The following is a 24,108-nucleotide window of genomic DNA, read 5'->3' as shown; positions in this document are numbered from 1 at the left end:
CTCCGTAAATTACGTAGAGACGCGAAATTTCGCGTCTCTACAAAGGTTTTTGGGTAACGTATAATTCTTTTGGTGGAGATGTCTAATGATTAAAAAACCGCAGAGACGCTGAGGACGCAGAGGGAGAGGAAGGAGTATCGCCTTCAGCTTGTGTATACAAGAAGGCGGGCATTTGTCCGTCGGGAGTAGGGATGATTACTTCTGTTTGTTCGATTTGCATATTTTTTATTCTTGCACTTATTCAATCGTCAGGAAACTGCCAGCATGATATGTGTTCAACCAAAGTGCTACTACACTTACTACAGATTGCATCAGTTGAAGAATCAACCCACTCGTAACCACAACTATGACAGTGACAAAAAATGTTGTTGCGGTTAGCCATAGAAATTCCTTGATACCACTCGCGTAGTTGTAAGTTATTCTTAAAAGGGAAATTTGACATTTTTGCGCAATAAAAAAGTAGTCATGATTGAACCTACACCAATTAGTGCAGTGGTAGTTCTTGATTCTGGTATCTGAGTTGGAAATACAGAGATAGTACCGCTCACTTGAGAAATGCCTGTGGTAGGAATAGTTGGGTCTAAACTAATTTGATAAACTTCTCTAAGTGTTAGTATGCCAGTAGCACCTTGGAATAAACCTTCACCACCAGTGATAGTAAAAATATTAGCGGCAGTGCCTGTAAGATTTGTAAAGTTAATCACTCCAGTAGCGTTATTAGTACCAAGTAACCTGTTACTACCGCTGCCAAATAACGTTACTTCGCCTTGTGGTAAGCTTTGTAAACCAAATGTTGCGGGATTCGTGTTGAAGCGAAACGAGCCAGTCGTCAGGTCAGTTTGAGTGTAGGTCAATCCACTAACATTAGTCAACCCGTAAGGAGCGTCAGTACTTTGCCCAGAAATAGTTGTTGCTGAAACGTTCGATGTGACGGGTATGGAGGTGGACGATACGTTATAGGTAGCATCGAATGTGTAAGTCATTTGTGCTGCTACTTTGATGTTAGTTAAACCAATACCCAGTACACCGAGGGCTACACCAAATAGCCACGAAGTATAAGAAAACCGCATATTTTTCCTAATTTTTCGTAGTAAATACTTTCTCTCTTCTAGTAAAATACACTATGAGTGGATTCTTTTTGCACTACTGCCCACAAATTGATGCTTTGAGGATGTGAAGCTCGTCCTTTATCTCCTGAAGCCGAGCATTTATGCGTGCCTTAGTTAAGAGTGAAAACAGCTTTCTTTTTTCTTGGTAAGATATCATTCCTTGTTCCTCCATTGTAACTGTTCTAATTGGTCTTTGAAGCGTTTGTCAGCTATGGAAATGTTCTGTTCATACCATAAAAATAGCGGAATAACCATTATTGCTTTACCCTAATTCACAAAAGGATTTTCAATTTTTAGTCCAGCAATTCCTTGAAAATCACTAACATTTCTTGTCACTAAAAATGCGTCTTGATTGAGTGCAGTTGCAGCAATAATGGCATCGGGGAGCTTTATTTTATATTGTCGTTTTAACTGGATCGCTTGGTCTTGAATCTCTCGCGATAATGGAACTGAGTTAAACTGCGATAGTAAATCTTCGCTCTTACCGCTCTTCCTCTTCTGATAAGCCGGAAAAACTAAGCAACTCTATGCGAACAATCGGTGACACCAGAACGTAATGTAAATTCAGAAAATCTTCCGTAAATAATGAATTAACTGTTTGCTCATCGGCAAGATAGTAGATAAAAATATTTGTATCATAAAGATATCTCATTCGTCCCACTCCTGACGAAGAGTGTCCAAATGAGTAAGAATTGCTTCTTTCTTATCCTTTAAAATTCCTTTAGCTTTATTAATTTTTTCATAGTCCTTTCTCCAATGAAACAGCATTGACTCTGGTACATCTATCGTAATTGAATCTTCATCCTGAGATACAAGATAATGTCTTGGTATTTTGATTAGTGGCACAATTTTTTCTCCTAATATTCCTAATTATATGGGGATAAGCAACTTTTAGGGAACGCCAGCAGAAGACATCACTGTTAGTGCTGTATTATGAGGTTTAACTTCTTTTCAGCAATAGTTGTAACTGCTGATTTTTGTTTAGTTTGGTTAATTGAATGTGATCAGGCTTGGTCATTTGTAGGTAATCAAGGTAACAAGCAATGGATTAGGCTCGCGCATTAGATAAAAAAACTAGAGAAATTGTTGGAATTTATATTGGTGATCGCAGTGAAGATGGAGCGTCGGGATTCTCGAAGGTTCTCCCACCAGTTGATCGCAAAGCTCGCGCCTTAAGAGAATCTTCCCGGCAGACTTTGCGTCAATGTGCTGAAGGTTATACAGATTTTTGGGCAGCCTATGAAAAAGTTATCCCCAAAAAACGTCATAAATCCGTAGGTAAAGAAAGTGGTAACACTAATAGAACGCTTTGTTTCCAGTAGATAATTGACAAAAATACTGGTATCCCGTACATTATGAATGATGCAGATAAGTTTGAATGGGATAATGACAAGGCAATTGCCAATTGGCGAAAGCATGGTGTCAGCTTTCCTCAAGCAATCAGAGCGTTTGACGACCCCTTTGCCCTAGAACGCTTTGATGAGCGTGAAAATTATGGAGAGGAGCGTATCAACCTGATTGGGATGTGTGACGGGGTACTGCTGCATGTAACCTATACCGAACGCGGAGAGCGAATTCGGTTAATATCAGCCAGAAAGGCAGAAAAGCATGAACGAAATGACTATTACCGCGAGAATGCGCAAGGATGGGACGGTGGTTGAGGTATTGCCTGACGGCAGCGAGCAACCGTTTCCAGAACAGCCGATGCGTCCCATGACCGAAGAAGAAATTCATGCGGCGGCTCTTAGTGACCCTGATGCTCGCCCGATGACAGAAGCTGAATTACGCAATGCCAGACGTGTTCCCCGTGTTAAAACCATGCGCCGCGCATTGAAATTGACGCAGGAGGAATTTGCAGCGCGTTACCATATTCCCCTTGGCACGTTGCGGGACTGGGAGCAAGGACGCAGTGAACCAGACCAGACCGCAAAGGCTTACCTCAAGGCTATTGCTGCTAATCCTGAAGCTATTTATCAGGCATTGCAATTCAGCCCTCATTGAGGGTTACACAGGTCATGCAGGAGGACTTATAAATTGAGCAGCCCTTATTACAAAAGCTTGTTAAGCACCTCTAAAAGGGTAGGCTGATTTTCCTGCACTTCATGCCCCAGGTAAAAAGTCAGGTTAGCTGGGAGCAACGCGAAAAAATTGGATGGTAAAAATTTAGGCGATCGCTTTTAAACGTAAATTAACGACTTGACGAATTAAACTTTCAACAGCACCACTACCAATGGGCATTTTTTTAGATTTCATCCACCACTATAATGCTTCTTTACCTGTGTAGTCCAGTTATCACTACATATTTACCACTACCAAGTTTCTATAGTTAATGGTAAAAGTTGCATAACTTACATTCCTTCAGAAATATAGTGAATGGTAATATTTACTACATCCCATTTCAGGATGAACTGTACTCCAAGGAATTCTAAGTATGAATCGGTTGAAGTCTGGTGTCGTGCTTGCATCTTCGCTACTTTTGTTAATTGCAGTTCCGTTTAGATCTAAAATAGGCTTGAGTGCGATCGCACAAATTGTACAAACTCCAAGAAGCGATGTTGCTCAAGTGGAAGCAGATAAGCTGTTTCAACAAGGAGTGCAGCAGTATCGTCGCGGTTACTACACGCAAGCGCTGCAAACCTATCAACAAGTGTTGGAGATGCGCCGAAAACTGCAAGACAAATCAGGAGAAGCGGCGACTCTCAATAACATGGGCGAAATTTACAACAGTTTAATTCAACCCAGCCAAGGGCTACCGATTTTGCAACAAGCTTTGTTGATTCGTCAGCAACTTGGACGAGCAGGAATTGGCGAAACGTTGGATAATATTGGCACCAGTTACAGCTTGCAAGGCGAATATTCCAAAGCGTTGGAGTTTTTTCAACAAGCCTTAACAATTCGTCGGGAAGTCAAGGATAGAGAAGGTGAAGGGAAAACACTAAGTAACATTGGTTTGACTTACACTTGGCAAAAGCAGTATCCCAAGGCTTTGGAAACTTTGCAGTCAGCTTTGGCAATTCATAGAGAAGTAAAAGATAGATTTCGAGAAGGATACACGTTAATTAGAATTGGGCTATTTTACGAGAATTCGGGTAATGTTAACCGGGCGTTGGAATTGTATCAGCAAGCCTTAGCATTCAACAGAGAATTAGGAAATAAAGATGGGGAATGGCGCTCTCTTACACGTCTGGCATCGCTTTATTATACTAAACAAGATTATACCCGCTCTAGGGAGTTTTATCAGCAAGTAGTAGCGATCGCACGAGAGATGAAAAATCAATCGCGAGAAGCAGACGCTCTCGACTCAATAGGATTTACTTACTTTAAGCAAAAGCAATATGAGCAAGCGATTGAATCTTGGCAAAAAGCATTGGTTATAGCACAAGCCATTCCCAATAATCAGCCACAAGAAGTTAGAATTCTCTTTTACTTGGGAACTATGTATAATATGCTACAAAAAGATGAGAAAGCACTCTCGTTTTTTCAAAAAGCACTGCCAATGGCGCGAGCAATTCCCAATAATAAATCACAGGAAGCTGTTATTCTCAATGGTATAGCAAACGCTTACTCGCTACAGGGAAATCAAGACCGTGCAATTGAATTTTCCCAACAAGCATTAGCTATTCGCCGACAAATTAAGGATGAACCAGCGCAACTAGAAAGTTTGACAATCCTAAGTCAACGTTATGTCAGTAAAACCTCAGGTTTTATCAGCAGAGGGCTGTATTCTCAAGCAAAAGCAGAGTCTTCTCACTTGATGGAGGTGGCGCAGGAAGCATTAACTCTTGCGAGAAAACTTCAACAACCACAATCAGAAGCAACTGCTTTAATTAACCTGGGATACGCCTACAGTGTTTTGAAGGAGAATCAAAAAGCTATTGAATTGTTACAAAAAGCAGTGAGCATTGGGCGAGGTATCAAGGATTTAGAGATTGAAGACACAGCGCTAACCTATCTTGCTTATATTTACACTGAACAGGGAGATCTGCGCAAAGTTGTTGAAATCAACCAGCGACGATTAGAAATTGTGCAAGCGCAAAATAATAAATTGAGCGAGGCAATTATTTTAAATCCTCTAGGTGGCACATATGATTCAATTGGGGAACATGAAAAAGCAATCGAAATATACCAGAAAGCTTTAGCCGCCTTGCAACAAGTTGAAGTTGCCAAATTAGCGCTAATTTTACAAGATAATGCCTTAAAAGCAAACTTTCATGCCCTATTTGGTATGAGTTTAAGTTACAGTAATCTTGGCGAATATGACAAAGCTACTAATTTTGCCCAACAAGCTCTCAAGCAAGCACAAACCCTTCGCAAACCTAAATTAGAAGCTGAAGCGCTGCTACATTTGGCTCAGCATTACAATCTACATTTAAATAACCTCCCGAAAGCTATAGAAGTGAGTCAGCAAGCCTTAACTATTGCACGGCAAATCAAAGAACCCAAGTTAGAAGCAAAGGCATTGGAAAACTTGAGCAGCGCTTACACCGAACAGGGAAATCATGATGTAGCTTTGCAGTTAGCTTCTCAAGTATTGGCAATTGCCAAGCGATTAGAAAACCCTGAACTCGAGCAAAGTGCTTTGGATAGCTTGAGCGATATCTACGGCAACAAAGGTAATTATCCAAAAGCCCTAGAATTTGCCCAAGCTCGGCTAACAGTTGTACGACAAGCTAAGTTACAAAACTATGAAATAAGTGCTTTGCTTGGTCTGGCTTCCGCTTACACTAATTTAGGAGACTCCCAAAAAGCTCTAGATTTTGCAAATCAAGCCATTACCTTTGCACGACAGCAAAAAAATCCCAATGATGAAGCCCTAGCTTTGAACTATCTCGTTCAGGTATACAATCTTCAAGGAGAATGGCAGCAAGCAATTAATGCCGCACAAGCTAGTTTAGCTATTGCCCGTAAGTCTAAAAATTTCCTGAAAGAGGCAGCAGCTGCATCAGGATTAAGCTCCGCCTACGCTGCACTAGGGGAAACAAACAAGGTAATTGAAGTTGCCGAACCAGTTTTAGTCTATGCCCGCAAAACGAAACAACGCGATTTGGAAGCCAATTTGCTAATTGAGTTGGGTGATGCTTACAGTAAAATTGGCAATTATCAAAAAGGCAAGGAATTAGTTGAGCAAGGTTTGCTGATTGGACAACAACTGAAAAATCCAGCTTTGGAATCAAAAGCTTTAAATAGGCTGGGCGGGATTTATAGTTCACAAAAGGATTATCAAAAAGCTCTGGAGTTGACGCAAAAAAGTTTAAATATAGCCAAAGAACTGCAAAGTCCTCCTTTGCAACTACTTCCTACATTGACTCTTGGTGAGATTTACTCTAGTCTGGGAGATTACACCAAAAGCATCGAATTTTATCAGCAGTCAGTAGAAATTGCCCGGAAACTTAACAACCGCTATGGTGAAAGTATTGCTTCAATTCCTCTAGCCAGAGCTTACTTTTCGCAAGGAAATCCCCAAAAAACTATTGAACTGGCGCAAAAAGGATTAATTGTTGCACGAGAAATTAAACAATCAGAACTAGAAGCTTTAGCGCAGTTAATTCTTAGTTTGGGTTATGGAGAATTGGGCAATGACAAACAAGCTGTGGATAATGCCCAAGGGTTTTTGAAATTTGCTCGTCAAGTTCAAAATCCAGTGTTTGAAAAAACTGCACTGACTGTGTTAGGAAGTTTGCATCGCTACTTCGGCAGAAAGGAACAGGCGATCGCTACCTATCAACAAGCCTTAGCAATTAAAATTGACGCTCAAGTCCCTGGTGCTGATGCAAGTATTTATGCTGGATTAGGTCGTGTTTATCGCGATTTAAATCAGCCAAATATCGCCATTAATTACTACAAACAATCTATCAACAAAATCGAAGAAGTTAGACGTAATATTGAAGGGTTACCGCCACAATTACAAAAATCTTTCTTAGAAGCAACAGTTGATTTTGAGAAATTCAACACTTCTGATATTTATCGTCAACTGGCAGAATTGTTGATATCTCAAGGAAGAGACAAAGAAGCCTTCTATGTACAAGAGCTATTAAGAAGGCAGGAAATTAAAGATTTTGTCACTTCTAAACCCGGTAAAGATGAAAAAGCCAAAATACCACTCACACCTACTGAAAAAAAAGTTCCAGCCTTAAATGATTCCTTAATTGCTTTAGGAAATCAAATTAGCGAGTGTCAAACAAAAAATACGCAATGTACTCAACTTATTAATAAGCGGAGTGAATTGATTAAGCAGTATATGGAACAGTTGAAAGAACTTGACAAAGAAATCCGCGATAATCGTCAAAAAGATGATATTTTCTTTGATCCCACAAATTTTGGAAAAATAGAAAAAATTATCGCTGCACAACCTGATACTGTCATGATTTATCCTTTGGTAGGTGAAAAAGAATTAACTATACAATTGTATGGAAAAGAACGAGTTGTCAAAACATTTAAAGTCCCTGTTGGACGTGCAGAATTAGGGAGCGCAGTCAAAGAATTTCGTAATTTAATGGAACGTTGCGAAAAAGTGGCTTATTGTAGTGGTGAAGAAATACCCAAAGTGCAAGCAGCCAGTCAAAAACTCTACAATTTACTAATCAAACCTATAGAACCAGAATTAAAAGCAAACCCAGTTAAACATTTGGTCTTTTCACTTGATAGGGTAACACGTTATATTCCCATGACCGCTTTATTTGATGGGAATCAGTATTTGATTGAAAAATACACAATCTACCTCGCACCATCAGCAGAGTTAACGGATGTAGACAAACCTAATCCACCATTAGGAAACCAAAACAGCCAGGTTTTAGCAATGGGACTTTCAGATGCTGTTAACCAAAGAGGGAGCATACCTGCTTTTGGTGCTTTACCAAATGTACCATTAGAACTAGATTTCATCGTGCAAAGCCGTCCTGAAGATAAACAAGGAATTTACCGAGGGCAGAAGTTTTTAAACAGTGATTTCAACTTAACGAGCTTGCAAAACCATCTTAAAGGACACAATATTTTGCACTTAGCCACCCACGGTTTATTTGACCCGAAAAGTCCACAAAAATCTTACATTCTTTTGGGAAATAAAGAACTATTGACACCAGAATTAATCTACACTTTGGTAGAACTAAAAAACATCCATCTCGTCGTTTTATCTGCCTGTCAAACTGCCCTGGCTGGTTCAAATGAACAAGACGGTGTAGAAATTAATGCTTTCGCTTACCATTTCTTGAAAAATGGAACTAAATCTGTCATTGCTTCCTTATGGCAAGTTGCTGATAAAACGACTGCTAAAACAATGCAAAATTTTTACAAGTACACCGCAACCAGCAAACAGCCAATAACTAAAGCCCAAGCACTGCGAATGGCTCAACTCTCCCTACTTTATAGTAAAGAAGTTACACTTGAAGAGATTAAACGTGGCGGCATTATTCCTGAGAGCATAACAGGAAAACCCAGTAACAATCAACCCTCAACAATAACTCATGCACATCCCTACTATTGGGCACCATTTATCTTAATTGGTAACGGGCTGTAATGGCTAAGATCCCCGACTTCTTAAAGAAGTCGGGGATCTTATTGTTTACGAATGATTTAGGATTGCTATATCATGATGTCTATTCCAGTTATAGTTAACAAGTATATGAATGTCTCATTAACGCCGGAATTGGAAGCGTTTGTTCAAAGCCAACTTGAATCTGGCTTATACCATTCGCAAAGCGAAGTGATTCGGGAAGGCTTGCGCCTCCTGAAACGCTTTAACGACCATTCACAGGAATATAAATTGTGGCTCAATGAGCAGATTGCCCTTGGTCTTTCCGAGCTTGACAATGGGCAAGGCTTACCTGCAGAGGGCGCACGGGAGCGCATCCGCAACAAGGCGCACCAATTGATGCAAAAAACCGTATAACGTACTTCTGCCTTCTGATTTACTAAAAACTGAGAGAAAGTTTTACCCAAAAAGACTTTCAATATCCCTTGCCCCGTGCAGGACTCGAATAACTTCGATCCCATTATCTTGAGGGCGATAAAATATAACGTAATTATTTACAGCAAAACTCCGTAGTTCCTCAAGAATTTCAGCACGTTCTTTCCCCATCAACGGGAATTGAGCCAGTTTTTGCATTGTGTCATCTAACATTCTTAAAGAAGAGTTAGCACGTTCTTCACTGTAATCTGCAATATAATTCCAGATTTCCTTAAGATCGTTTTTCGCTTGGGGTGTTCTAATGACTCTACTCATGCTGTGAGTTTTCCGAACCGCTCTTTTTTCGCTTCTTGAATAATTTCTTCAATATTGAGCGGTTCTGATGAACCACTATCTAAACCAAGCTGAATTTCCCGACGCAGTTCAAGAAGTCTCAACTTACGCAAATCCTCTTTTTCTTTGAGCAGTTGCAATCCTGCACGAATCACTTCACTTTGAGACTGATATTCGCCACTGGAAAGCATCTCCTCGACAAAATTATCAAATGTTTCTCCTAAGTGTACGTTCATAAAATGCCTCTTGAAAAAAATATGCTATGAACACTTTTTATATAATATTATATGATAACAATCTCGAGTCGCTTTCAATGAGGGCTGCATTGCAATGCCTGATAGATAGCGTCAGGATTGGCTGCAATAACCTTGAGGTATGCTTGCGCAGTTTGGTCTGGTTCACTGCGTCCTTGCTCCTATGTCATAAGACCCATAGGTTGTTCCGGAAAGGGTCTTTCGTTACCGTCAGGCAATACCTCAACCACCGTTCCATCCTTGTGCATTTTCGCGGTAATAGTCTTTTGGTTCATTCTTTGTTACCTTTCCTCACCGTAGGCTTTTCTGTCAGAGATTTTCATCTTAACCAGAATAAACTTGTCACTGGCAAGCGCCGCCTCGCCCTTGCCAGTGACGCAGTGCTAAATCTAAAGTCATCAAAAAGCAATTACATCAGCCCGATTAGAAGAATTGGCAGTTGCTAACATTAGGACAGTCCACAGCGTTTTGAGCATGAGTGAAACTGTCTATATCGAAACCAGTATTCTTGGTTATCTTACTGCCCGATCAACCAAAAATCTAATTATCGCTGGAAATATTGAGATGACAAGAGATTGGTGGGAATTCCGTCGAAACGTCTTTACTCTTTACATCTCACAAGTCGTTCTAGATGAAGCATCTCAAGGCGATGCAGAAATAGCGGCTCAACGTCTTTTGGCAGTTCGGGGGTTTCCACTGCTCGAAGTGACTGAGGCGGTGGAAAACTTAGCCGCCCAGTTTATAACTAAAAGTAATCTCCCAGCCAAAGCCTCTGATGACGCCATTCATATTGCACTGGCGACCGTCAACAGTCTCGATTATCTGTTAACGTGGAACTGTAAACATATTGCCAACGCTCAGATTCAAAAGAAGCTGTTGGAAATTTGCTCAGATTTTGGATATACTTTGCCGATTATCTGTACACCTTACGAACTCATGGGAGAGTGAATTATGTGGGAAGACGAAATTGTAGAGGAACTTCATCGAATTCGTGAGGAACACGCGAAAGCATTCAATTACGATGTCAGGGCAATCTGTGCAGATTGGCGGAAAAGGCAGGAACAAAGTGGCAGGCAGTTTGTGACATTAACTTCTACAAAGCAAGCTTTCAAAGCGGTGCAGCAGACGGAGCAGAAATAGTTGTGGAGATGCAAAGGTTACGCGCCGCCGCCTTCTGGGTAGCGATCGCCCTTTGTTTGTAAAATTAAACAATCTCCTCTAGCTGAGGAATGTGTTCATTTTCATAGTTTTCGATTAAGACACCAATAACTTCCATTAGATATGCAAGCGGATGACTCTCGTCTTCGCCTACTTGATCGATCAGGCGATCGAGCATCTCAACCAAGGGCTCATACTCCTCTTCAGTATGAGGAACAAAGACGTTTTTGTCATCCATCCAACTCACATTCCATCACTAATTTTGTATATTGAGGCATTACTGAAATTTGCAGATGAATTATATCAAGTTCGGGTGATTACTTATAATAAAATTTATCAATGTAGGTTGGGTTGAGGAACGAAACCCAACATGAACTGTGAGCTGGTGTTGGGTTTCACTACGTTCAACCCAACCTACAGGTATTATAAGTGTTTAATCGAACTTGATATTATTTTTAGCCTCACGCTCTACGCCCAGGCGCAAAAAAACTTGGAGCATGTGATCCGCAGGCTTTAAATTCCTAGCCTGCGCAGGCAGGCTTCGTTTCACTAGCCCCACACGAATAGGGTGCGGGCGTATTGGAATGACATGCTTTGGCGTCTCGGCGTAGAGCATGAGCTTTTCATGAATAAACTCGTCCTTTCCAAGCACCGCCTCGCCCTTGCCAATGACGCAGTGCTGAATCTAATGTCATCAAAGTATACAAAAGAGCGATCGCAGGTAAACAAAAAGCCCACAAAGGAGAACATTTATAAAAGCGGATGGTGGGAAAATAAGCCAACGTCATCAACAGCCATGCTGATAAACCCGTTGCCGCAACTAACCAATTTCCTGTTAAACTACCAGCGATCGCACCCACTGGTGGAACTAGATAAATCAATGTCATCCCAAACAAAGTTCCCAGTAGCAGTAAGGGAGAATAATTGAGTTGAGTATAAGCTGTACGAGCAACCATATCCCAAATTGTACCCAAAGAAGGATAAGGACGTAAACTGCGAGTTAAAGAACTCAATCCTAACCAAATACGCCCTTTACTTTTCTTCACTGCTTCAGCAAGAGCGCAATCGTCAATTAATGCTTGTCGAACAACTTGAATACCACCAATCCGAGTTAAAGCTTCTCTACGAATTAGTATACAACCTCCTGCGGCTGCGGCAGTTTTGTTATTTGGGTTATTTACCCAGGGAAAAGGGTACAGTTTTTGGAAGAAGAAGACGAAAGCTGGAATTAAAAGTTTTTCCCAGAAGCTTTCACACCTAAGTCTCACCATTACAGAAACAAGATCTAGATCATCCTGTACAGCTTTGGCAACTAATCGGCGCAGATTACCAACGTCGTGTTCAATATCTGCGTCGGTTAGCAAAAAATATTCTGGTGTTTGTTGTAGAGACGCGACATGTCGCGTCTCCACATGTCGCGTCTCCACATGCCGCGTCTCTACAGCGTGAATACCTTGATTAATTGCCCAGAGTTTACCTGTCCAACCTGATGGTAATGGTTGTGCCGTAAGGATGTGTAATTGTTGGTCTTTTTTTAAGGTTTGGGCAGTGTTTAGTGCTACTTGGGCTGTTCCATCTGTGCTGTGGTCATCTACTAATAATACACTGAAGCTGCCGGGATAGTCTTGAAGTAGGAGCGATCGCATGGTGATTGGCAGCAAATCAGCTTCGTTGCGTGCTGGTATTACTGCACAAACTGCCGGAAACTCTTCTAACTTTGTTTCCGTCTCTTCTAACTGTTGATCGGCAAGCCAAAACCTTCCCCAAAAAAGTAGTAATCCTACCCAAATTGTCAAGGATAAAATCATACCTATTTCAATTTCACTCATGTTCCTATTGCCCATTTTCACTAAGTGTCACATAGCACAATACAATTACCGCTGTTGTGTGAGATGATACTCTCCGAATTTCTTGCCGTGTCCAAACTATTATTGTGGTTGAGTAGTGATTTATGCAAATTCAAGACAGGGCTACAGCATCAATTGCCACGGCGATCGCCGCCAGTCAAAACTATCTTCTTTCTCTTCAAAATCCATCAGGCTACTGGTGGGCAGAGTTAGAATCTAACGTTACCATTACCGCCGAGGTTGTCCTCCTGCATAAAATTTGGGTAACAGACAAATCTCGACCTTTGCACAAAGTAGAAACATATCTGCGTTCTCAACAACGAGAACATGGAGGCTGGGAACTTTTCTACGGCGATGGCGGAGAACTCAGTACTTCTGTTGAAGCATACATGGCGCTGAAGCTGCTAGGTGTGCCAGCTACCGACCCGGCGATGTTAAAAGCAAGGAATTTCATTATAGCACGAGGTGGTATTAGTAAAACACGAATTTTTACAAAATTTCACTTAGCGCTGATAGGTTGCTACAACTGGCGCGGTCTTCCCTCGCTGCCGCCTTGGGTAATGTTGTTGCCTTCGACGTTTTTCTTTAATATCTACGAACTATCCAGTTGGGCAAGGTCAAGCACTGTCCCACTACTAATTGTATTTGACCGCAAACCTGTTTATCAAGTGAATCCAGGTATTACCTTAAACGAGCTTTACGCTGAAGGTGCAGATAAGGTTGCGTTTGAGTTACCGCGTAACAATGATTGGACAGATTTATTTATTTTACTTGACAATGCGTTCAAGTTAGCAGAGGATTTGAATTTAATGCCTTTGCGTGAAGAAGGCATCAAAGCTGCAGAACGATGGGTGATAGAGCGGCAAGAAGCAACAGGCGATTGGGGCGGTATTATTCCGGCAATGCTGAATTCGCTGCTAGCTTTACGGTGCTTGGGTTACGATGCTGCCGATCCGATTGTAGAACGAGGACTACAGGCAGTTGACAATTTTGTGATTGAAACTGAGGATACATACACAGTGCAGCCTTGTGTGTCGCCTGTGTGGGATACTGCATGGGTAGTGAGAGCGCTAGTAGATTCTGGTTTTGCACCAGATCATCCTGCTGTAGTAAGAGCGGGAGAATGGTTGTTGAGCAAGCAAATTCTCGACTACGGTGATTGGGCTGTCAAGAATCGGCAAGGTAAACCAGGGGCTTGGGCGTTTGAGTTTGACAATCGCTTTTATCCAGATGTAGACGACACTGCTGTGGTGGTGATGGCTTTGGATGGGGTGAAACTCAAAAATGATAAACTTAAACAGGCAGCGATCGCTCGTGCTGTCAACTGGGTTGCTTCTATGCAGTGTCAGGCAGGTGGATGGGCTGCGTTTGACAAAGATAATAATCAAGATTGGCTGAACCTGATACCTTATGGGGACCTCAAAGCCATGATCGATCCTAACACGGCAGATGTTACTGCTAGGGTTTTAGAAATGTTGGGTAGCTGTAACTTGGCGATAGATGCGCAAAATTTAGAGCGATCGCTTGCATATCTGATTCGCGAGCAAGAAACTGAGGGTTGCTGGTTTGGTCGTTGGGGAGTAAATTACATTTATGGTACTAGTGGGGTTCTATCTGCCCTATCTTCAATTGCACCACAGAAATGCCGAAATCATATAGAAAGGGGTGCGGCTTGGTTAGTGGGATGTCAAAACCCGGATGGCGGTTGGGGTGAGACTTGCCGCAGTTATAACGATCCTGGGTTGAAAGGTAAAGGAGTTAGTACTGCATCGCAAACAGCTTGGGCAATACTGGGTTTGATTGATGCGGGTAAGGCAACTGGTAAGATGGCTGAATTATCTATCCGCAGAGGGATTGACTATTTGGTAGAAACTCAGCTAGAAGATGGGAGTTGGTATGAGTCGGAGTTCACTGGTACTGGTTTTCCTGGTCATTTTTATCTCAAGTATCACATGTATCAACAGTATTTTCCTCTAATGGCTCTTGGGCGCTATCGAGTAATGGTTGATTTGTAGGAAGAGCCTCACGCAAAGTCGCAAAGGCGAGGCAGCGCGTTGGGCGGGTTTCCCGACTTGAAGCGTCTGCCCGTGCAAAGACGCAAAGTTGTGCTTTAAAACTTTGCGTCTTTGGGGCGATCTCTTACATGAAATTGGGGGACAGTTATGCAATAAAAGCTTACTTGGCTTATGCTGAAATTTGTAGATACCAGCATAAGTCAAGTGAGCTAATGACTAAAGTATACCCTAGCAATTAGACTAAGGAACAGTGGGAATTAATTGCCGACTTTTTCCCGGAACCACGCACTGGGTTAATGCTTAGTTGGTTGCAAAAAGTTGTCGAAAACGAAGTCAGCAATGGCTTCACCTGCCCGTATCCCTTCTACTTTGTCAAATTGCCAGTGAATTCCTAAGTAGATTCGGCTCTGCCCGTTTTCCTCAGATGCTTCACTAAAGCTGTTGAAAGATCGAGGTTTTAGTGGTCGTACTGTGCCATCAACATCCACGTTCTGACCGTTGAACTCGTCTGAGACAATAGTAAAGGCAATTGTATCGGTGCAGTAAAAGCGCTTAAGAGTTTGAAATAACGCAGCACCAAAGGTCGCATGCCCTGATGTGTATGCAGGGAAATTCGGCGTGAAGTTACGTCCACCTGGTCTATTCGTGTTTGGCGCACCTAGAGGTGTCCAACATGGATCGCCTATAGTAGCAGGATTACCATCTCCTTGACCGCTAGGACCTGTTCCTGGGTCAGCCTCACGAATTCCTAAAATGGGTCTCCAAATGTTGTAGAAAAACTTGGTGTCCCAACACTGTATTCCTGCATCTGCCATAGCAAGATTCACGAGTGCAAACAGACGAGCATTCTCAACCAGCTTGTTGTTCTGGTCTTTAGCAATTTGCTGTGCAATCTGGTTGTAGAGACGAGGTGGGGGACCTAGACGCGGTGTACCGTCGTAAGCCCAGAAAATACCAATCTCTGTCTCCTCCTGTGTACGGCTAGTGCAAGTTTTCTTGCCGTCGCCGCCTTTATCTTTAACTTCATTAAAGGCGATCGTGTACTCATCGCTGATTAAAGCTGGAGGAGCGGGAGCGCGAAAAGCCGGAGTGCCTTGACCGCCATTGCGGTTCAAGGTAAAGGGGGTGACAGCACCCCACCGAGGTGTCAAGAACCCTTGACCGGGGTTGAGTGGGTCTTCTCGATGCAGACCAGGTAAAAGTCCTGGTACATAACTTTGGTCTAAGTCCGAGTTGTCGTTGCTGCGAGCAGCAAGGATTTGGGTGGCAATTTCTTTACCTACTTGAAGACCTTGCTCCTTAGATTCTCCGTCAGGAATTATTTCCAGCGCTTCAGTCAGTGCCTTTTTAAGGAAATCTTTTTGAGAGGGATACAGGTGAACAAGAGTCTTAAATGCTGCTTTAGCAACCGCCGCTTCAATAGAGGCTGTGCTAACCCCAGGAATACTTGTTAGGTATGGGGTGAAAGACCCATCAATTGAATTAACTGCGTCAAAGATGGCTGCATGTACGATCGCCAAGGCACGGGAAGTCCGGGTGGGTCCGCCTTGGTCAGGACGGTTGACAATATCAGGCGTGTGGTCGTTAGCTACGACCTGCAAAGCAATACTATTCCATTGGAGAACTGCATCAGACATGGGGATAATTTTACCTTCCACTTAATCTTTATTAGCTGTGTAACATTGAAGACATCACTTAGAATGAGTTGATAACTTTTCAAAAAAAGTCAATTTTATATCGACTTTTAGGTAAAGTTATCTCAAGTGGGATTAAGCTTATATTTGCCTAATCACTCTGACAAATTCTTGGCTCGAATCTAGTAATTCATTACGTTACTATTGCTATTGTGAAAAAATTTTCTAGTTTCAACAGTACCCCCAAGGGTAATATTATTTCTATACAGAAAAATATGGCTGATTTAAAGACGTCACAGATGTTGGGTTGAAAGGAAAAGGAGTTAGTACTGCATCGCAGAAAGCTTGGGCAATACTGGGGTTGATTGATGCGGGTAAGGCTACTGGTAAGATGGCTGAATTATCTATCCGCTAGCAGTTGCTGTTTAATTTGTATGTAATGACCTGAGTCTTAAGTGCGATCGCCGATCTGGTAGGTTGGGTTGACGCAGGAAACCCAACCACTTCTTGTTTGCTCCCCGACCTTGCTTCAGCGGTCGCCAACTCGATCGCCCAAGGTAAAATGGAGGAGCAACTTTAAACAGAGGTCAAGCCTATGGCAATTCGACAGCCCCGCTACAGCAAAGAAGAATTTGCTCGACGTGGGGATGAGATTTATGAAACTCAGGTGCGTCCCCAAGTTGAGGAAGCCAATCACGGCAAAATTGTCGCGCTCGACATCGAAACTGGAGATTTTGAAGTGGATGCCAGTGAAATTGCTGCTTGCGATCGCCTCGAAGCCCGTCACCCCGATGCCCAAATCTGGATTGTTCGGATCGGTTCTCGTCACGTTCGTCGATTTGGCGGACGCACTCGGAGAACTGCATGATTACTGGATTCGTTAACGTCGAGTTTGAGCCGATTATTCCGGTGTTAATTCGTCGCGCTGATGGCAAAGTCTTCACGCAAGATGCGATCGTAGACACAGGCTTCAATGGTTGGCTTTCACTGCCTCCTAATTTGATTGTTGAGTTGAACTTGAAATGGAAAAGACGAGGGCGGGCAATTCTGGGAGATGGCAGTGAGTGTGTTTTCAACGTTTACGAAGCGGTGATAGTTTGGGATGATACCTTGCTAACCATTCCAGTAGATGAAGCTGATGCAGAACCGCTGGTCGGGATGTCACTGATGGAGGGTTATGAGCTAAAAATGCAGGTTTTTGAAGGAGGTAGTGTCGAACTCCGCAAAGTTATCACGGTCTAACCATCCCGTTGCACACCGACCGTTCAGAGTCTTTTCGTTTAGTTCGCTCTCACATTCCGCACCCCAACTGACACCATAGGATAAATAAACAAGACTCTGTATTTAGAGCAGTCAGAGTTGATACTAGAACAGAAAAGGCAAAAAACTTTTGGATAAGACAAGGATTTATTCTTTTTAAGAAACGCAAAAGCTCTCTGTTTTTACCAATTCAAAGTTTAATAAGAAAGCTTGAAAATGGATGAATATAAAGCGTTTTTGTGCGAAAATTATGTACAATTGAAAGAGGTAGCAATTTCGCTACTTCACCGAATCAGAGGAGGTGTTACCATGACACAGACTCAAATCAAAATGACAACACTATAGCAAAACTTGTGCGCGATGAAATTCTCAAAACTCGACAGATTATCAACATAGAGGGGCTATTAGAATTTTGCTGGAATCATGGAATTCCAGTTGTTCACTTTGATGGGTTTCCTACAACCCAAGAGGTGCATAAATTTGATGGAATGGTAGCGTTTGTTGCTCAACGCCCAGTTATTGTTATTAGTATCAATCGGTGTTCACCTGCCCGCTTACTGTTTATCTTGGCGCACGAATTAGGGCATATTATTAAAGGTCATGTGAATAATTATGCAATTGTAGATGAGGAGATTGATCCAGAAAGTATAGATGTTGAAGAAATAGAAGCCAATGAGTTTGCTAGTGAACTTCTGTTATGTCGGGACATAGAGTATTATACACAAGGAGCAAGTACAGGAGAGCAACTGGTTGCGATCGCTCAACAATTTTCAGATAGTAAAGCTGACACTTATACTTAGAAACTTGCCAACTCATGCAAGGAGCTATTGGCGATCATTCACATTATATTGGGGTTCCCAATATAATGAAAGGAAAGTGAGAAGAAAACTATGAAAAAATTAACGCGAATTACCTTAAATCCCGAAATAATGGGCGGCAAACCTTGCATCCGAGGAATGCGGGTGACAGTAGGTACAATTGTCGGTTTAATGGCATCAGGACACAGTATCAGTGAAATCCTCAAAGCCTATCCCTATTTAGAAGAAGCTGATATTTACGAAGCCCTTGCATATGCTGCTTGGCGGGCGGAAGAAATTGAAGTACCCCTTACCCTTGCATGAAAATCCTGATTGACATGAATTTGTCACCCGAATGGGTTGATGTGTTCGCACAATACGGCATTGAATCTGTACACTGGGCTAATGTAGGTGATCCCCGTGCGGCTGATCGATTGATAATGGAATGGGCAAGGGTTAACGGGTACTCAGTGTTTACTCATGATTTGGACTTTGGTGCGTTATTGGCTGCAACCAATGCGGATACACCAAGTGTAATTCAGGTTCGTACACAGGATATTTTGCCTGCAAGCATAGAAAATTTAGTGATGGAAGCAATTCGACGATTTGAGTCCGAATTGGAATTAGGGGCATTGATTACTATTGATGAAGCACAATCTAGGGTGAGAATTCTACCTATTAGGAGGTAGATATAGCAGTCCTAAATGATTTGTAAAAACCTCTGTTTGTTCTCTGTGGGTTCTCAGCGCCTCTGCGGTTCACTTAAAAAATAATTTTCACAACTCAGATAAAATTGCTATATATAGTGAGATCCATCCTTTAGTCAGGTTAATCATTAAGTTTAGCTATGCTGGAACTAGAGTTCATTTAGGTTAAGATTTAATCAATAATGCTCTCCCAAGTATGGTAAAAAAAGTTTGAACTAGTCAGTCCACAGTGAGGGGAGCTTTGCTCTAACAAACTCAATCAGAGTAGAGAGTTAGAAAAATTTTCTTAAAAATCAGGATTTGCCTTTGCTTGCGGTGTATAAAAGTTTAAACACTCAATGGTAGCTATTTATGCCAATAATCGAAAGTAAAGATATAGTTGATGGTGAAGAAGTTGCTATTTACATTGAGGTAGATAATCTTCCTCCGGTGAGAAGTCCGTATGAGAACGTGCGCGGTGGTGAAACTACCAAGGTTATAGCTGCGGCTCGTGATGTCTTTGGTGAAGCAATGAAGCTGAGCCGTAATTGTGCCAAGCGGGTGGTAGATAGCGTCAAACAAATGGATGAGGCTACACGCCCTGAAGAATTTGAGGTTAAACTAGCCATCAAGCTAGATTCAGAGGTTGGCGCAGTCATAGCTAAAGCTAGTACGGGTGCGCAAATAGAGGTGACTATGAAATGGAAGCCAAGGGGCGGGTTGTGAGTGAAACATCAACTATTCAGATACTACCCTACTCGCTGATTATTGGTCAGCAGGAAATCAAGCAGGCTCTGGAACTAGCTTATGTCGCACCACGTATTGGTGGGGTGTTACTTAGTGGACAGCGGGGTACGGGGAAGTCTACTGCTGTGCGTGCCTTTTCTCAAATTATGTACGATCGCCTTCCGGTTACTATACCCATTAATGCTACAGAAGATCGAGTGGTAGGAGGTTGGCGGATTGATGAGTTGATGCAGAGCAAGGCTGTGCCACAATCAGGATTGCTGGAAGAAGCAAATGGCAGCTTACTTTATATAGATGAAGTTAATTTGCTTGATGACCATATTGTAAATATTATCCTTGATGTGACTTCTACAGGGGTACTGGTAGTACAAAGGGAAGGGCAAAGTTATGAAAAGCCTGTTTCTTTTACTTTAGTTGGTACGATGAACCCAGAAGAGGGAGGATTAAGACCACAGTTACTGGATCGATTTGGCTTGATGGTGAATGTGGAAGCAGAACAACATGAAACTGAGCGCATCAATATTCTAAAAACTGTTTTGGAATTTGATCAAGCGCTATTTAAGCTAAAAGCAGGTGAATCATCAGATTATATTGAAAAAGCACGAGCAGAAGATGAAAAACATAAGGCATTACTTTTGAAGGCACGAAAGAATTTTTACAGCGTTGAAGTACCAGATCGTATTCTCAACACATGCGTTAATTTAGCAATAGAGTTCAACGCTGAAGGAAACCGAGGTGACTACATGATTGCCCTAGCGGCTCGTGCTTATGCTGCGCTGATTGGTGAAGAAAAAGTCACTAATGAGCATGTAGCAAAGGTGGCTCGACTGGCACTTCAGCATCGCCGCCCTGAAGTTCTCCAAAGTAACCAAGTGCCTTGGAGTGATGAAGATGATGAGCAAGTAACCCAGATTCTTACCAGTGATTGATTTAGCAAAATCATCCCAACTCAGTTTAAGTGACCTGTTTACGCGATCGCTTGCTTGTGCTGCCATCAGTCCGGGTTTGCGAAGTATATTGGTATTCGATACTACTTCCGAGCGATTACGGTTAGCTGCCCAAAACTTAGCACAAATGTTGAAATTTGTCAATGGTAAAAAGGTTACTTTAGTAACTTTAGGAACCTATGAAGCTGAAGATGACCTTTGGGGCAGTTGGGCGCTAGGGGGTTCAGACAAACAATCTGTGCAATGGAAACCGGGTTTGCTGACGGGGGATGAGAATAACTCAACACTGCGCTTAGTAGTGATTCCCGACTTGGCTAAGCTCAGCCTAGCGGCTGCACGGGCTTGTGTAGTGCTGATGGGAGCAGATGTAGCGCATCTAGAGCGACACGGGCAACAAGCGCAGTGGCAACCAAATCTGTGCTGGTTAGCAGGGTGTGCCACTTCTCAAGTGGGAATGGTTTCTCCCCACTTGCTCGATCGCTTTGCCCTACGGTTAATGGGACAAGTGCCAACAAACATCGACAAAGTAGCTTCGATTCGAGAATGGATTGATGACTCCTTGGGGAAGCAAATAAAGCTTAAGCCTCTGCCAAGAAATATTAGTCAACATCTCAAAAAAGCTTTGCAAATCCATCCCAAAATTACACCCCAAGCTACTACTCGTATACTTGACTACATTGCGTGGAAGTGTACAGTCCTCGTCGGGAAATTGCTCTAGGGCGACTGTCTGTGGCAAATGCACAGTTAATGGGTGCAGTGCAAATAACAGCAGAGGAGGTTGATATTGCTGCTTTAATGATTGGGTTAAAAAGAGGTAGCAAGCAGACAGAAAAATCGTCAAATCTCTCTTCAGCGCTTGTCACCCCACCACTGGCAACATCCGAGAATTCTGAAACAGAACTTCAATCCAAAATCCAAAATCGCGCAACTAAGATCGACACAGCGAGTGAGCCTGTGTATGAGTCGGATGAATCTGAGACACTGCCACCTACGCTTTTAACAGTTAATTCTGCCTCTGGCAATCCTTACCCAGAAGATGAAGCCCCTGTTGAGCGGGAAGCAGCTTCGCTGAGATTACCTACCCATAGGTTTCGCTCATCTACTACTGCTCGTGGTTCAATTATTGGAGTAGAAAAGACAACAGATCTTCAAGATTTAGCTTTGGTGAGAACTTTACAAGAAGCAGCCAAGTTTCAGCCAATTCGCCAAAAATTAATAGCCAATGGTCAAAGACGATTGGTATTATTACCAACAGACTTGCATTGCTATCGCCGCGCACCTGTAGCAGAGCAAATGCTGATGCTAATACTTGACCACACTTGTCTACGAGATTGCAATTGGCAAGAGGAGTTGTTACCCTATGTGAGTTGGGCTTATGTAGAACGGGCTAGTGTTTGCTTAATTCAAGTGGGAGCAGCACAGGCGCAGTATGAGTTACGAGCCGAAAAAGTGATGGCGCAAAGCATCCTCGTACCTCGCATCAGTACCGGAATCGAAGCAGAACCGGGCAAGGCAACTCCTCTGGCTCATGGTTTAGATTTGGCTTTGCAAACGCTACGTCATGCCTTACAACATGGGCGCAGCACTGTGCAACAAGTAGTGTTGGTGGTAATTAGCGATGGGCGGGGAAATGTGCCGCTGCAAGCTAGTCGCTTGGGTAGGGTAACGCCACCTGTTGGACGCAAAGGCATTGAGGATGCTTTGCTTTTGGCTCAACGCATTCGGGGCTTGGATGGAGTGAAGGCAGTTTTGCTCAATCCGCAGCCAAAGCAATATGCGGATCTACCTTTGGCATTAGCTAAGGCTTTGGGAGCAACTGTGGTTGCAATTCCACCTTTGTTAGAAGTGGAGGAGGAATAATGGCTGGTAAATCAAAGCTTTCACTTACCCAACGGGCAATAACTTCCCCCGCAGGTTTGAGTAGAACCAAACAGTTACCTTTTGAAACTGCACAGACATCACCAAAACAAACTGCACCTTCTTTACCAGAGGATATAGAAACTGCAACAGAAGAAATACTATTACCCCCCAATCAGCTTTATATCACAATGAAGCTACCGAAAGAAGTGGCAATTTTACATATTTATCAAAATGGGGCGGATGAATACTCTGTATGGGGAGGTAATGCAGTAACAGTACTACCACAAACTCAGCCAAACAAACCGCCAGATCTTTCTTTGGGAAAGTTAGTTTCCAAGGGAGAACTGCCGGAAAATATTCAGGATGATATGAGCTATTTTTCTCTTATAAATCTGGAGATTCGCAAGTGGTTAAAACAGCTAAAGCGTAAGTTTGGCGAGCAGTTATGTTTGGTAATTGCCGATCACACAGATTTTGAAATTCCTTGGGAAATGCTGGAACTATCACCTGATGATTCACCGAATGAATACGTGGGCGCTTTAATTACAACGGTACGCTGGCGGCAGATTATCAGAGGAGATGACTATGTGGTGTTGGAGTTTAAAGCAGATGAATGCTGTGGTAATGTAGTTGCTTATGTACTCGATACAGAACTACACGGAACGGGACCAGAACTGGATATTTTAGAACAATTACAAGCAGTAATTTACCGGAGTAGTAAGCATAATATTAAAGAATTTCAAACTCATTTACAGCGAAATGATGCTGGCTGTGGTTTTGTTTATATTGCTTGTCATGGTACTTTGAGAAGTAACATTCGGGAAATTACTCTAGGTTCTAACTCTAATGAGCAGCAACAGTTAAAGTTACTGGCTTTACGCAGGTGTCAGCTTAATGCAGTGAAAAATTCTCAGGGAATTGTGTTTATTAATGCCTGTCATTCTGGACGTGAACAAGCCCATTCCTCTATCCCCCACAGTTATCGTATGGGTTTTGTAGAGCTTTTTTTGGCAAAAGGGGCGCGGGGTGTAATCGGCACTTTGGGTGCTGTAGGAGATTCCCATGCAGCAGAGTTTGCCCGTGATTTGATTAAAGAGTCCTTGCGATCGCCCAACCACTCTATTGCCGCACTGTTAAAAAAATTACGGTTAAAAGTAGTAGAAAAATTACCAGAACAGCCGACTACACAAGACATACTACCATTTATATATACATTTATGTATGTATATTATGGCAACCCAATGACCGTACTCCGACTTACCCCACCAGGAGGACAGGCAAATGTCTGACTCTCAACTACCCCTATCCATTCAACCGATGATTAGCTACCCGCAACAAGCGCAGATGGGCAAAACTTACCTAATGACAATTGACCTGCTACAGTGTGGTGATGGGTGGCACTATGAGGAAGAAGAGTATCCCATCTACTGCATGTTGGAAACTGCGCCACTTTTCAGCAGCAAACCAGTGGGAGAGCCAGCAGTTGTATTGCACCGCTTTGGCGGGAGTTACGGCGCTGCAAAGTTTTTACTCACAGCAGCACAGGAGGAGATAGAAG

General features: G+C 42.6%; 26 protein-coding genes and 2 pseudogenes. 18 read left to right on the top strand and 10 right to left on the bottom strand.

Translation table 11 applies throughout. The features are described from left to right. Positions 1 to 82 precede the first annotated feature (82 nt). From ICL16_RS01915 to ICL16_RS01900, 5 genes and pseudogenes are all read right to left on the bottom strand, one after another. Positions 83 to 220: a hypothetical protein gene (locus ICL16_RS01915; protein WP_190825187.1), complete on the bottom strand. Its 138-nt coding sequence runs from the start codon at positions 218 to 220 to the stop codon at positions 83 to 85. Between the two features lie 202 nt (positions 221 to 422). Continuing rightward, positions 423 to 1,070 (bottom strand): hypothetical protein, encoded by a 648-nt coding sequence (locus ICL16_RS01910; protein ID WP_190825186.1) that lies wholly within the window; start codon positions 1,068 to 1,070, stop codon positions 423 to 425. Positions 1,071 to 1,376: 306 nt separating this feature from the next. Further along, positions 1,377 to 1,544, bottom strand: a pseudogene (locus ICL16_RS45195) (PIN domain-containing protein); the annotation flags it as partial. Between the two features lie 46 nt (positions 1,545 to 1,590). Beyond that, on the bottom strand, positions 1,591 to 1,761 hold the full coding sequence (locus ICL16_RS45190) for a PIN domain-containing protein (protein WP_238360545.1): 171 nt from the start codon (positions 1,759 to 1,761) through the stop codon (positions 1,591 to 1,593). Continuing rightward, positions 1,758 to 1,955 (bottom strand): hypothetical protein, encoded by a 198-nt coding sequence (locus tag ICL16_RS01900; RefSeq protein WP_190825185.1) that lies wholly within the window; start codon positions 1,953 to 1,955, stop codon positions 1,758 to 1,760. The genes ICL16_RS45190 and ICL16_RS01900 overlap by 4 nt, the downstream gene beginning before the upstream one ends. Before the next feature lie 147 nt (positions 1,956 to 2,102). On the opposite strand from ICL16_RS01900, the pseudogene ICL16_RS45185 reads away from it, so the two are divergent. The 5 genes and pseudogenes from ICL16_RS45185 to ICL16_RS01880 all read left to right on the top strand — a co-directional run. Then, positions 2,103 to 2,410: pseudogene (locus tag ICL16_RS45185) on the top strand (IS1 family transposase); the annotation flags it as partial. Between the two features lie 54 nt (positions 2,411 to 2,464). Further along, positions 2,465 to 2,770, top strand: coding sequence for a BrnT family toxin (locus ICL16_RS01895; RefSeq protein ID WP_190825184.1), 306 nt, complete (start codon positions 2,465 to 2,467; stop codon positions 2,768 to 2,770). A 43-nt stretch (positions 2,771 to 2,813) separates the two neighbouring features. Further along, positions 2,814 to 3,110 carry a helix-turn-helix domain-containing protein gene (locus tag ICL16_RS01890; protein WP_202895360.1) on the top strand — a complete coding sequence of 99 codons (297 nt, stop codon included), beginning with the start codon at positions 2,814 to 2,816 and terminating at the stop codon, positions 3,108 to 3,110. Between the two features lie 430 nt (positions 3,111 to 3,540). Further along, positions 3,541 to 8,622, top strand: a complete 5,082-nt coding sequence (locus tag ICL16_RS01885) for a tetratricopeptide repeat protein (RefSeq protein WP_190825183.1) — start codon at positions 3,541 to 3,543, stop codon at positions 8,620 to 8,622. A 105-nt stretch (positions 8,623 to 8,727) separates the two neighbouring features. Next, a complete protein-coding gene (locus tag ICL16_RS01880; protein ID WP_190825243.1) occupies positions 8,728 to 8,994 on the top strand; it encodes a type II toxin-antitoxin system ParD family antitoxin in 267 nt (88 codons plus the stop codon). Positions 8,995 to 9,036: 42 nt separating this feature from the next. On the opposite strand, the gene ICL16_RS01875 is transcribed toward ICL16_RS01880, so the two are convergent. Both ICL16_RS01875 and ICL16_RS01870 read right to left on the bottom strand, forming a co-directional pair. Further along, positions 9,037 to 9,327 (bottom strand): type II toxin-antitoxin system RelE/ParE family toxin, encoded by a 291-nt coding sequence (locus tag ICL16_RS01875; RefSeq protein ID WP_190825182.1) that lies wholly within the window; start codon positions 9,325 to 9,327, stop codon positions 9,037 to 9,039. After that, positions 9,324 to 9,581, bottom strand: a complete 258-nt coding sequence (locus ICL16_RS01870) for a type II toxin-antitoxin system ParD family antitoxin (protein WP_190825181.1) — start codon at positions 9,579 to 9,581, stop codon at positions 9,324 to 9,326. Before ICL16_RS01870 ends, ICL16_RS01875 begins: the two co-directional genes overlap by 4 nt. 492 nt (positions 9,582 to 10,073) lie before the next feature. On the opposite strand from ICL16_RS01870, the gene ICL16_RS01865 reads away from it, so the two are divergent. Together ICL16_RS01865 and ICL16_RS01860 are read left to right on the top strand one after the other, a co-directional pair. After that, on the top strand, positions 10,074 to 10,547 hold the full coding sequence (locus ICL16_RS01865) for a type II toxin-antitoxin system VapC family toxin (RefSeq protein ID WP_190825180.1): 474 nt from the start codon (positions 10,074 to 10,076) through the stop codon (positions 10,545 to 10,547). 3 nt (positions 10,548 to 10,550) lie between these two features. After that, positions 10,551 to 10,739: a hypothetical protein gene (locus tag ICL16_RS01860; RefSeq protein WP_190825179.1), complete on the top strand. Its 189-nt coding sequence runs from the start codon at positions 10,551 to 10,553 to the stop codon at positions 10,737 to 10,739. Positions 10,740 to 10,803: 64 nt separating this feature from the next. Here ICL16_RS01860 and ICL16_RS01855 read toward each other — a convergent pair whose 3' ends face one another. Together ICL16_RS01855 and ICL16_RS01850 are read right to left on the bottom strand one after the other, a co-directional pair. Beyond that, positions 10,804 to 10,995: a hypothetical protein gene (locus ICL16_RS01855; protein WP_190825178.1), complete on the bottom strand. Its 192-nt coding sequence runs from the start codon at positions 10,993 to 10,995 to the stop codon at positions 10,804 to 10,806. A gap of 385 nt (positions 10,996 to 11,380) precedes the next feature. Then, a complete protein-coding gene (locus ICL16_RS01850; RefSeq protein ID WP_190825177.1) occupies positions 11,381 to 12,586 on the bottom strand; it encodes a glycosyltransferase in 1,206 nt (401 codons plus the stop codon). Positions 12,587 to 12,708: 122 nt separating this feature from the next. Between ICL16_RS01850 and shc the strand changes: the two genes are divergently transcribed. Continuing rightward, entirely contained in the window at positions 12,709 to 14,619 is a 1,911-nt protein-coding gene (gene shc / locus ICL16_RS01845) for a squalene--hopene cyclase (RefSeq protein ID WP_190825176.1), read from the top strand. A gap of 293 nt (positions 14,620 to 14,912) precedes the next feature. Here the strand turns inward: shc and ICL16_RS01840 are convergent, their stop codons facing one another. Then, positions 14,913 to 16,256 carry a vanadium-dependent haloperoxidase gene (locus ICL16_RS01840; protein ID WP_190825175.1) on the bottom strand — a complete coding sequence of 448 codons (1,344 nt, stop codon included), beginning with the start codon at positions 16,254 to 16,256 and terminating at the stop codon, positions 14,913 to 14,915. A 592-nt stretch (positions 16,257 to 16,848) separates the two neighbouring features. Here ICL16_RS01840 and ICL16_RS01835 point away from each other — a divergent pair. The 10 genes from ICL16_RS01835 (at position 16,849) to ICL16_RS01790 (ending at position 23,839) form a co-directional block, all read left to right on the top strand. Then, positions 16,849 to 17,121 carry a hypothetical protein gene (locus tag ICL16_RS01835; RefSeq protein WP_190825174.1) on the top strand — a complete coding sequence of 91 codons (273 nt, stop codon included), beginning with the start codon at positions 16,849 to 16,851 and terminating at the stop codon, positions 17,119 to 17,121. Next, positions 17,118 to 17,495, top strand: a complete 378-nt coding sequence (locus ICL16_RS01830) for a clan AA aspartic protease (RefSeq protein WP_190825173.1) — start codon at positions 17,118 to 17,120, stop codon at positions 17,493 to 17,495. The genes ICL16_RS01835 and ICL16_RS01830 overlap by 4 nt, the downstream gene beginning before the upstream one ends. 371 nt (positions 17,496 to 17,866) lie before the next feature. After that, positions 17,867 to 18,313 (top strand): ImmA/IrrE family metallo-endopeptidase, encoded by a 447-nt coding sequence (locus tag ICL16_RS01825; protein ID WP_337906885.1) that lies wholly within the window; start codon positions 17,867 to 17,869, stop codon positions 18,311 to 18,313. A gap of 90 nt (positions 18,314 to 18,403) precedes the next feature. Further along, positions 18,404 to 18,634 (top strand): DUF433 domain-containing protein, encoded by a 231-nt coding sequence (locus ICL16_RS01820; protein WP_190825171.1) that lies wholly within the window; start codon positions 18,404 to 18,406, stop codon positions 18,632 to 18,634. A gap of 14 nt (positions 18,635 to 18,648) precedes the next feature. Next, a complete protein-coding gene (locus ICL16_RS01815; RefSeq protein WP_238360544.1) occupies positions 18,649 to 18,999 on the top strand; it encodes a DUF5615 family PIN-like protein in 351 nt (116 codons plus the stop codon). Between the two features lie 369 nt (positions 19,000 to 19,368). Beyond that, complete coding sequence (locus tag ICL16_RS01810) at positions 19,369 to 19,722, top strand: CU044_2847 family protein (RefSeq protein WP_190825169.1); 354 nt, start codon at positions 19,369 to 19,371, stop codon at positions 19,720 to 19,722. After that, positions 19,719 to 20,672 (top strand): AAA family ATPase, encoded by a 954-nt coding sequence (locus ICL16_RS01805; RefSeq protein ID WP_202895359.1) that lies wholly within the window; start codon positions 19,719 to 19,721, stop codon positions 20,670 to 20,672. The genes ICL16_RS01810 and ICL16_RS01805 overlap by 4 nt, the downstream gene beginning before the upstream one ends. Further along, entirely contained in the window at positions 20,665 to 21,408 is a 744-nt protein-coding gene (locus tag ICL16_RS01800) for a hypothetical protein (protein WP_190825167.1), read from the top strand. Before ICL16_RS01805 ends, ICL16_RS01800 begins: the two co-directional genes overlap by 8 nt. After that, entirely contained in the window at positions 21,372 to 22,550 is a 1,179-nt protein-coding gene (locus ICL16_RS01795; RefSeq protein WP_190825166.1) for a hypothetical protein, read from the top strand. Before ICL16_RS01800 ends, ICL16_RS01795 begins: the two co-directional genes overlap by 37 nt. After that, positions 22,550 to 23,839, top strand: coding sequence for a CHAT domain-containing protein (locus ICL16_RS01790; RefSeq protein ID WP_190825165.1), 1,290 nt, complete (start codon positions 22,550 to 22,552; stop codon positions 23,837 to 23,839). The genes ICL16_RS01795 and ICL16_RS01790 overlap by 1 nt, the downstream gene beginning before the upstream one ends. The last annotated feature ends 269 nt before the right edge of the window (positions 23,840 to 24,108 follow it).

Origin of the sequence: Iningainema tapete BLCC-T55 (assembly GCF_014698965.1) — a bacterium.
Taxonomy (GTDB): Bacteria; Cyanobacteriota; Cyanobacteriia; order Cyanobacteriales; family Nostocaceae; genus Iningainema; species Iningainema tapete.
This window is presented reverse-complemented; position numbering and strand designations above follow the sequence as displayed.

What these genes read in the sequence shown, in the direction of transcription:
- ICL16_RS01890 (WP_202895360.1), top strand. Translation starts at nt 2,814, where the DNA reads ATGCGTCCCATGACCGAAGAAGAAATTCATGCGGCGGCTCTTAGTGAC.
- ICL16_RS01830 (WP_190825173.1), top strand. Translation starts at nt 17,118, where the DNA reads ATGATTACTGGATTCGTTAACGTCGAGTTTGAGCCGATTATTCCGGTG.
- ICL16_RS01850 (WP_190825177.1), bottom strand. Translation starts at nt 12,586, where the DNA reads ATGAGTGAAATTGAAATAGGTATGATTTTATCCTTGACAATTTGGGTA.
- ICL16_RS01910 (WP_190825186.1), bottom strand. Translation starts at nt 1,070, where the DNA reads ATGCGGTTTTCTTATACTTCGTGGCTATTTGGTGTAGCCCTCGGTGTA.
- ICL16_RS01870 (WP_190825181.1), bottom strand. Translation starts at nt 9,581, where the DNA reads ATGAACGTACACTTAGGAGAAACATTTGATAATTTTGTCGAGGAGATG.
- ICL16_RS01815 (WP_238360544.1), top strand. Translation starts at nt 18,649, where the DNA reads ATGAATTTGTCACCCGAATGGGTTGATGTGTTCGCACAATACGGCATT.
- ICL16_RS01840 (WP_190825175.1), bottom strand. Translation starts at nt 16,256, where the DNA reads ATGTCTGATGCAGTTCTCCAATGGAATAGTATTGCTTTGCAGGTCGTA.
- ICL16_RS01835 (WP_190825174.1), top strand. Translation starts at nt 16,849, where the DNA reads ATGGCAATTCGACAGCCCCGCTACAGCAAAGAAGAATTTGCTCGACGT.
- ICL16_RS01820 (WP_190825171.1), top strand. Translation starts at nt 18,404, where the DNA reads ATGAAAAAATTAACGCGAATTACCTTAAATCCCGAAATAATGGGCGGC.
- ICL16_RS01885 (WP_190825183.1), top strand. Translation starts at nt 3,541, where the DNA reads ATGAATCGGTTGAAGTCTGGTGTCGTGCTTGCATCTTCGCTACTTTTG.
- ICL16_RS01880 (WP_190825243.1), top strand. Translation starts at nt 8,728, where the DNA reads ATGAATGTCTCATTAACGCCGGAATTGGAAGCGTTTGTTCAAAGCCAA.
- ICL16_RS01860 (WP_190825179.1), top strand. Translation starts at nt 10,551, where the DNA reads ATGTGGGAAGACGAAATTGTAGAGGAACTTCATCGAATTCGTGAGGAA.
- ICL16_RS01895 (WP_190825184.1), top strand. Translation starts at nt 2,465, where the DNA reads ATGAATGATGCAGATAAGTTTGAATGGGATAATGACAAGGCAATTGCC.
- ICL16_RS01915 (WP_190825187.1), bottom strand. Translation starts at nt 220, where the DNA reads ATGCAAATCGAACAAACAGAAGTAATCATCCCTACTCCCGACGGACAA.
- ICL16_RS01810 (WP_190825169.1), top strand. Translation starts at nt 19,369, where the DNA reads ATGCCAATAATCGAAAGTAAAGATATAGTTGATGGTGAAGAAGTTGCT.
- ICL16_RS01790 (WP_190825165.1), top strand. Translation starts at nt 22,550, where the DNA reads ATGGCTGGTAAATCAAAGCTTTCACTTACCCAACGGGCAATAACTTCC.
- ICL16_RS01875 (WP_190825182.1), bottom strand. Translation starts at nt 9,327, where the DNA reads ATGAGTAGAGTCATTAGAACACCCCAAGCGAAAAACGATCTTAAGGAA.
- ICL16_RS01855 (WP_190825178.1), bottom strand. Translation starts at nt 10,995, where the DNA reads ATGGATGACAAAAACGTCTTTGTTCCTCATACTGAAGAGGAGTATGAG.
- ICL16_RS45190 (WP_238360545.1), bottom strand. Translation starts at nt 1,761, where the DNA reads ATGAGATATCTTTATGATACAAATATTTTTATCTACTATCTTGCCGAT.
- ICL16_RS01865 (WP_190825180.1), top strand. Translation starts at nt 10,074, where the DNA reads ATGAGTGAAACTGTCTATATCGAAACCAGTATTCTTGGTTATCTTACT.
- shc (WP_190825176.1), top strand. Translation starts at nt 12,709, where the DNA reads ATGCAAATTCAAGACAGGGCTACAGCATCAATTGCCACGGCGATCGCC.